General features: G+C 68.4%; 8 protein-coding genes. 4 read left to right on the plus strand and 4 right to left on the minus strand.

Annotation, left to right across the window (positions count from 1 at the left end; translation table 11 throughout):
* The first annotated feature begins 91 nt into the window (after window positions 1-91).
* Both ABD331_RS48860 and ABD331_RS48865 read left to right on the plus strand, forming a co-directional pair.
* On the plus strand, window positions 92-610 hold the full coding sequence (locus ABD331_RS48860; protein ID WP_344491894.1) for a SigE family RNA polymerase sigma factor: 519 nt from the start codon (window positions 92-94) through the stop codon (window positions 608-610).
* The gene (locus ABD331_RS48865; RefSeq protein ID WP_344491898.1) at window positions 607-1,815 is read left to right on the plus strand and encodes a TolB-like translocation protein; all 1,209 of its coding nucleotides are present in this window, start codon (window positions 607-609) and stop codon (window positions 1,813-1,815) included. Before ABD331_RS48860 ends, ABD331_RS48865 begins: the two co-directional genes overlap by 4 nt.
* Window positions 1,816-1,951: 136 nt before the next feature.
* On the opposite strand, the gene ABD331_RS48870 is transcribed toward ABD331_RS48865, so the two are convergent.
* Complete coding sequence (locus ABD331_RS48870; protein WP_344491901.1) at window positions 1,952-2,218, minus strand: type II toxin-antitoxin system Phd/YefM family antitoxin; 267 nt, start codon at window positions 2,216-2,218, stop codon at window positions 1,952-1,954.
* 264 nt (window positions 2,219-2,482) lie between these two features.
* On the opposite strand from ABD331_RS48870, the gene ABD331_RS48875 reads away from it, so the two are divergent.
* On the plus strand, window positions 2,483-2,857 hold the full coding sequence (locus ABD331_RS48875) for a hypothetical protein (protein ID WP_344491904.1): 375 nt from the start codon (window positions 2,483-2,485) through the stop codon (window positions 2,855-2,857).
* Window positions 2,858-2,947: 90 nt separating this feature from the next.
* Here the strand turns inward: ABD331_RS48875 and ABD331_RS48880 are convergent, their stop codons facing one another.
* Entirely contained in the window at window positions 2,948-3,721 is a 774-nt protein-coding gene (locus tag ABD331_RS48880; protein ID WP_344491907.1) for a trypsin-like peptidase domain-containing protein, read from the minus strand.
* A gap of 330 nt (window positions 3,722-4,051) precedes the next feature.
* Here ABD331_RS48880 and ABD331_RS48885 point away from each other — a divergent pair, with 330 nt between their 5' ends.
* A complete protein-coding gene (locus ABD331_RS48885; RefSeq protein ID WP_344491910.1) occupies window positions 4,052-5,257 on the plus strand; it encodes a glycosyltransferase 87 family protein in 1,206 nt (401 codons plus the stop codon).
* Here the strand turns inward: ABD331_RS48885 and ABD331_RS48890 are convergent.
* Together ABD331_RS48890 and ABD331_RS48895 are read right to left on the minus strand one after the other, a co-directional pair.
* Window positions 5,223-5,846 (minus strand): hypothetical protein, encoded by a 624-nt coding sequence (locus tag ABD331_RS48890; protein ID WP_344491913.1) that lies wholly within the window; start codon window positions 5,844-5,846, stop codon window positions 5,223-5,225. The genes ABD331_RS48885 and ABD331_RS48890 overlap by 35 nt on opposite strands.
* 45 nt (window positions 5,847-5,891) lie before the next feature.
* Window positions 5,892-6,119 carry a GntR family transcriptional regulator gene (locus ABD331_RS48895; RefSeq protein WP_344491925.1) on the minus strand — a complete coding sequence of 76 codons (228 nt, stop codon included), beginning with the start codon at window positions 6,117-6,119 and terminating at the stop codon, window positions 5,892-5,894.
* Between the last annotated feature and the right edge of the window lie 323 nt (window positions 6,120-6,442).

The raw sequence follows: 6,442 nt of genomic DNA on the forward strand, positions 1-6,442 counted from the left end.
CATATCCGCCACGGCTGCACCGTCCCGCATGCAACAGTTTCCAGCGATGCCTCCTCTTGGGATTGATGGATTCAACGAAGGGTCGAGGCAGTTGGACGGTGATCCCCGCTACGCGGACTTCGTCGCCGAACGGGGTGACGCGCTCCTGCGCTACGGCTACGTACTGGCCGGAAATCCGCACGACGCGGCCGATCTGGTGCAGGAGGCGCTGCTGAGGCTGCGCGGCGCCTGGCCGAGGTTACGGGCCAAGGAGAACCCTGAGAGTTACGTCCGCACCACGATGGCCAGGCTGCACCTGTCGGCGCGGCGGCTGCGCCGGCGCGAGCTGCTCGCGTGGGACCTGCCTGAGGGCACCCACGAGGACGCGCTGCCGCGCGGCGACGAGCGCAGCCTGTGGCTGGCGCTGGCGGACCTGCCGCGCAAGCAGCGCGCGGTGCTCGTGCTGCGCTACTACGAGCAGCTCTCGGACGCGGAGATCGCCGCCGTGCTCGGCATCTCCCGGGGGACGGTGCGCAGCCAGGCCTCCCGCGCCCTCGACAAGCTGCGCGCCGCCGTACCGGCCGATGGAGCAGCGTTCGGCAAGCCACATCTCGGAGGGAGCGCGCGATGAACGACGTTGAGGAGATGCTGCGCAGGACGCTCGGCAGCGCGTCGCAGCAGGCGCCCCGCATGCCGACCCACCTGCCCGCCCAGCTGGAGGCCTCCTACCGGCGACGCCGCCGGCGCAACCTCGCCCAGGTGGTCCTGGCGGCCGCCGCCGTGGTGGTCGTGGCCGCCGGAACGACCGCCGTACTGCGCCACGGTGACACGACGGCCACGACGCTGAGCCCGTCCACGTCCCGTCCTGACGCCCCCGTCTGGCCGCTGCCCGAACCCGTGGCGCGGGTGTGGCCTGAGGCGGTGCACAAGGTTCCCGCGCGCGGGCCCGGCGGGACGAAGCTGATGCCCCAGACGTTCATCGACGACCGGACGGTGCTCGTCACCACCTGGGGCGGCTTCGAGAAGACCGACGCCCTCTACGCGTACGACCTCGTCACCCACGACCTCCGCGAGATCACCGACGTGCCCACGCCCGCCGGGACGGTCCTGTTCGCCTCGGACTTCACGGTCGGCGAAGGCCGGGTGGTCTGGTGGACCGCCACGAAGGACGCCCGGATCCACGTGTGGACGGCCCCGCTGAGCGGCGGCGACGCCACGACGGTCGCCGACCTGGAGGCGGGGACCACTCCGGGGCTCGACGGCCTGGCCGTCGAAGGCGACCGGATCCTCTTCTCCCCGACCGGCGGAGGGGTCTTCACCGTTCCCGCCGCGGGCGGAGCCGTGCAGGCCGTGCCCGGCGGCGAGGGCATGCACCTGCTGAAGTGGCCGTGGGTCGGCTCGCCCGGCGCCGCGCCGGAGGGCGACGGGACGCGGTTCATCACCATCTCCAACGTGGAGACCGGGGAGACTAGCGTCGCGGTGCGCCACAACGGCGAGCACACCCTCGCCTGCGGCGTGCGGCTCTGCGCCGGCGTGCGGGAGGGCAGGAAGAGCTTCTACCGGCTGCGGGACGGCTCGCAGGAGAAGGAACTGCCGATGACCGACCTCTCGCCGGACGGGCTGGCCCGCGAGCGCTTCCTGGTGGCCATGGTCACGGCCGAGGGTGCGGGGCACATTCCGATCCTGTACGACGTCTCGACGGGGACGGCGGCCGATCTGGGCGTACGGGCCAGGGGAGGCAGACTGTCGATACCGGGGGTCGCGCGGGATGGGCGGCTGGTGTCGTACCAGGTGGGTGACGACCTCTACGTCGTCGACCTGGCCAAGATCGGGTGAGTCAGCTCGGTGACGCTCAGCCCTGGACCGGACTTGACAGGGTTGGGCGCCGCCGGGCGTTCAAGGCAGCAGTGAACGGCGTTACTGCTCATAGCGATAACGACAGGCGGCGACGCGAGTTCATCGAAGAGGATTGTCAAGAGGTGGTGTCCTCATCGGCCAGTTCGCGGGCGGTGCCGCCGTCGGCCTCCAGCCGGGCGACCGCCTCCGACAGCCGCCTCCAGTTGGCGGGAGAGGCCATCAGGTAGAGCGTTTCACGCATCGATTCGTATTCGCGCTGCGCCACCATGACGACACCTTCCCTGCCAGGGCGGGTGATGAGGACTTCTTCCTGGTCGTCGATGACGGAGTCGAGGGTGGCGGCGTAGTTGGCCCGCGATGCGGACATGGTCATCACCTTCATGACGCGCAACGTACATGATGATGTACGCCTGACCATGGCATGGAGGATGCCTGTCACGACCCGCTGCCCGAACTCGTCCCGGTCGCCGGCGAACTGCACGTCCCGCTCGCACCGACAACCAAGCCCACCGGCTACCCCGCCACCAGGCGCTGCAGCAACCCATTGGCACCCGCGCCCCACTAAGGTGCGAGATGCCGGATTCCCTCTCGCCCCTTGCCTTGACTGGCAACGGCCCTCGTCCGGAACCACGCAGGAGGCTCGCGTATGGCAATTCCGAAGAAGTACTCACGGCTCATCACCGTCGACGGCACCGTGTTCCGCTGGCGCATCCGGCGTAGGCCCACCTACTGCCAGGAGGGCAGCTGGAGCCCGATGACGTTCACAGTGGAACAGGCCGACGCGTCGGGGCGCGCCCTGCTGGTGTCGCTTCCCTGCTCGCGGCCGGACGCGTTCCTGGGAGAGCGGACGATGGCCGTGCGGCCGGCTCTGGTGGCGGCGACCATACGCAGGGCGCTCGGCGATGGCTGGGAGCCTCGGCAGGCAGGCAACGCCGTCGAACTCGACCTCACCGACGAGGACCTGACCGAGCTGATGAACGGCCGGCCGCCTAGCTACGACGTCCCTTCGATGCGGAGATAGCTTCCGGCCGGCGGCGGTCCTTGGCGGTCGCTCCATCGCCCCCGGGTCCAAGCTCCTGACCGGCTCGACCGAACGCGCCGGAGCCCTCAGTCAGCCGTCCTCGTCACACTTCTGCGTCGAGACGTGCTTCGTAGCCTCAGCCGCCCTGTCGGCAACCCTCAGGACCTCTTCTCCGGCCAGCGCGAACCCCTGCCCCGGATCCTCCTTCCCCGAAGCGAACACCATCCCCGCCACCGTGCCCTCTTCAAGGATCAACGGAGCGCCGCTCAACCCAGCGTCCGCCTCAGCGGAGAACCCGAGAACCTCTCTGGTGACCTGGCCTTCGCGGTAGATGTTCGGGCCTTCCGCCTTGAACTGCCGCTCGATCTCGACCGGCCGCCTCTCGAGCCGCTTCGCCCCCTTCGGAAAGCCGACCATGTCGGCCTCCCCCAACGACAACCAGGGAAGGCTCAGCAACGGCTCGGGCGCCGAAGTGATGCGCAACGCAGGCGCGGGCAGCTTCGGCACGTAGAGCACCGCGACGTCGACATCGGGATCGAACGCCACGACCCGCCCCTCGTACTCCTCACCATCAGCCGTGGTGACGACCAGCGACACCGGCACGGCCCCGGCCACCACGTGCGCAGCGGTCACCACCCGCTCCCGCGCGTAGACGAAACCCGTCCCGTCGATCTGCGTGGAACACGACGGCGCGATCGCCGACAACCGCACCACGCTCCGCTCGGCGCCGCCGCCGTCCTGTGACGAGACGGCCACCTCAGTCCCGGCCGCCGGTGCGCTGTCAGGCATCGGCACCTTGGGGGCCGAGGTGGAGCAGCCTGCGAGGACAAGGACGGTGATCGGTAACCAGATCCAACGCGTCACGCCCGCTCAGCCCCCTTGGGTCGTTCCGCTCAACTGCCTCAAGACGAGGTTGGCTCACCTCGCACGATTGATCAAGTTATCGCCGCCAGATGACCGTTGTGTCACGCTTCGCTCGCCCCTGAGCGACTCACACCACCGCCAACTTGGCGTAGCTGTGCCATCACCATGAGTGCCACCATTGCCTGTGGCCGAGATAGCGCCCAGCGGGGCGGCAGCTTGAGAAGAGACCTTCAGCGGGATCAAGGCGGCGGACGCGTGCATCGCCGCGCTGGTCCCAGGCAACCCGGAGACAAGAGAGTGACGCAACCAACGGCGGCCAGCAGCAACAGCGTGCCACGGACCACCCTCGCCTGGACGGCCGCCGTCCTGCTCACGGCCGCCGCACTCTGCCCGCTCCTGCTGCACTGGCTCACCAACCCCGACGACCAGCGCTTGGTGGATCTGGCGGTCTACCGCGAAGGCGGCTCCAGCTTCCTGCTGGGACGCCCCATCTACGACCACCTCACCCCAGCCCCACAGCTACTGCCCTTCACCTACCCGCCGATAGCCGCGATGCTCGCCGCCCCACTCGCCGCCCTGTCATGGACGGCCGCGCAGTGGGCCTGGACGGGCGGCATCGTCGCGACGCTGGCAGCGGTAACCACCCTCGCCTTCGGACCGCTCACCATCCAGACCGGACGCCTGCGCCCCTACCTGCTTGCAGCCGCCGTAATCGCCTCGGCCTACCTCATACCGGTGCAGTACCAGGTACGGTTCGGCCAGGTCGGCCTCTTCCTGACACTGCTGTGCCTGCTGGACTGCACGGTCAAGGCTCCCTGGTGGCCTCGCGGCGTACTGATCGGCCTGGCCACCGCGATCAAACTGGTGCCAGGACTGTTCATCATCTACCTCTGGATCACCGGACGGCAGCGAGCCGCCACAGCAGCCGCCATCACGACCATCACGCTCACCGCCCTGCCCTTCGCGCTCATCCCGCAAGACGCCGCCGCCTTCTGGTTCCGCGCCCTGCTCGCCCCGGACCGGGCCGGTGCGGCCAACGCCACCACCAACCAGTCCCTACGCGGCATGCTGCTACGCCTCTACCTCGACAGCGGCGTGACCACGGCGCTGTGGCTGGTCACGGCTGCGACCGTCGGCGCGCTCGGCCTCATCGCCGCTCGCGCTCTCTCCCGCGACGGCCAGGAGATCGCGGCCGTCTCCGTAACCGGCCTGCTGACCGCACTCCTGTCACCGATCGGCTGGATGCACCATTTCACATGGATCATCCTCACGATCGCGGCGGCGCTCGGCCGCGACTCCGGCCCCGGGCGGTTCCTGCGGGCCGGCCTGATCTGGCTGGCCTTCACCATCCCCATCCCCTACCTGGGGGTCGCCGTCTGGGCCGGCCATCCGACGGACGCGTGGGCGGTCATCTCCGGCAAGATCTTGCAGGACGCGTTCGGGCTCATCGTCGTCGGCCTCGTCGCAGCGGCCTGGTGGCAGGCCCGAACCGTGGAACAGCCTATTGCTGATCCACAACAGGGTCCCGACTCGTGAGATGAGAACGCTCCTGCTCAAGCCAATCCTGGCTCAACCGGGACCCCGTGGTCAGCTCGATCGTCGCCAGCGCCGCCGCTCGCCAGCTCTTCCCATTCCTCCACCTGAAATGCGGCGCCATGGCCGTCAACTCCGGCCAGCGCCCGACATTCGGCTCGTGCACCCAACGCTCCGGATACATCGCATCGACCGCGAGCAGCATCTCCCCGTCGGCCGCGAAGGCGATGTGATTGCCGGCGTTCGCGTTCCAGTAGACGCTGTAGGCACGGGCGCCGACGCTGAGACGCGGTAGCACTGGAGGGAAGGCGCCGTGGAAGCCATACTCGAACAACTCGGTCACCGAGCCGGACCGGCCCACCAGCATCGCCCAGGCGGCCTCGCCCGGATAGGCGTCCACGGGACGCGCCAGCTCATGAGCCACCTGACTCGCGCCGCCGCTCAGTCGTTCGCCGATCTCGGTGAGCGTGATCGGCTGTCCATCGTCGGGAACGACGACGGTCCAGCAGGCGCCGTTCCCTAGCCAGTGATTCTTGAGAAGGCGCTGATAGTAGCGGTACACCCCAGAGCCCGCAGACTGGTCATCACGCAACTCACGGGCTCCGTCGCTTCAGATGGGTTTGCGAGAGATCGAGCATCACTCCTGCGGGGCCACGATAGAGCCCTTGCCCGGCTTAGTGGTGATCAGCCCACGTTCTCGCAGTGCCTCCATCGCCTTTCGCACCGTCACTCGCGCCACGTCGAACTCCTCCTGCAGCTTCACCTCGGAGATGAGAGTCAGGGCCGGGTACGTGCCGTCCGCGATGCGCTCAGCGACCAGGTTGGCTATCTGCTCCCACTTGTAGAGCCGGGGATCCCATTCCATCACGGGGCAACTCTAGGTATCCCCGCACCTAGTGACTGGCCGTTTGATCCGAGTACTTGACCGACGAAACGGCACACGCAGGGGTTGAGCTGGGACCTTGAAGGGCCACTCCCTCCGGGCTCTCAGCCTGAGCTGCTTCGCGCGAAGCGGAACCTGTCAATTTGATCAAGGCAGTTGAGCTGGGCTAATTCTGTGTCGTCTTCTCTGTGGCGTCCTTCGGTTCGTTGGTCTTGGGCTTGTTGATCCAGGCGGGGCCGGGCAGGTCGGGCGGGGTTGGCAGACCGCCGCTGGCGAACCGATCGGGATGTGTGGCGTGGGCGGCG

This window comes from Nonomuraea monospora (assembly GCF_039531895.1).
GTDB classification, from domain to species: domain Bacteria; phylum Actinomycetota; class Actinomycetes; order Streptosporangiales; family Streptosporangiaceae; genus Nonomuraea; species Nonomuraea monospora.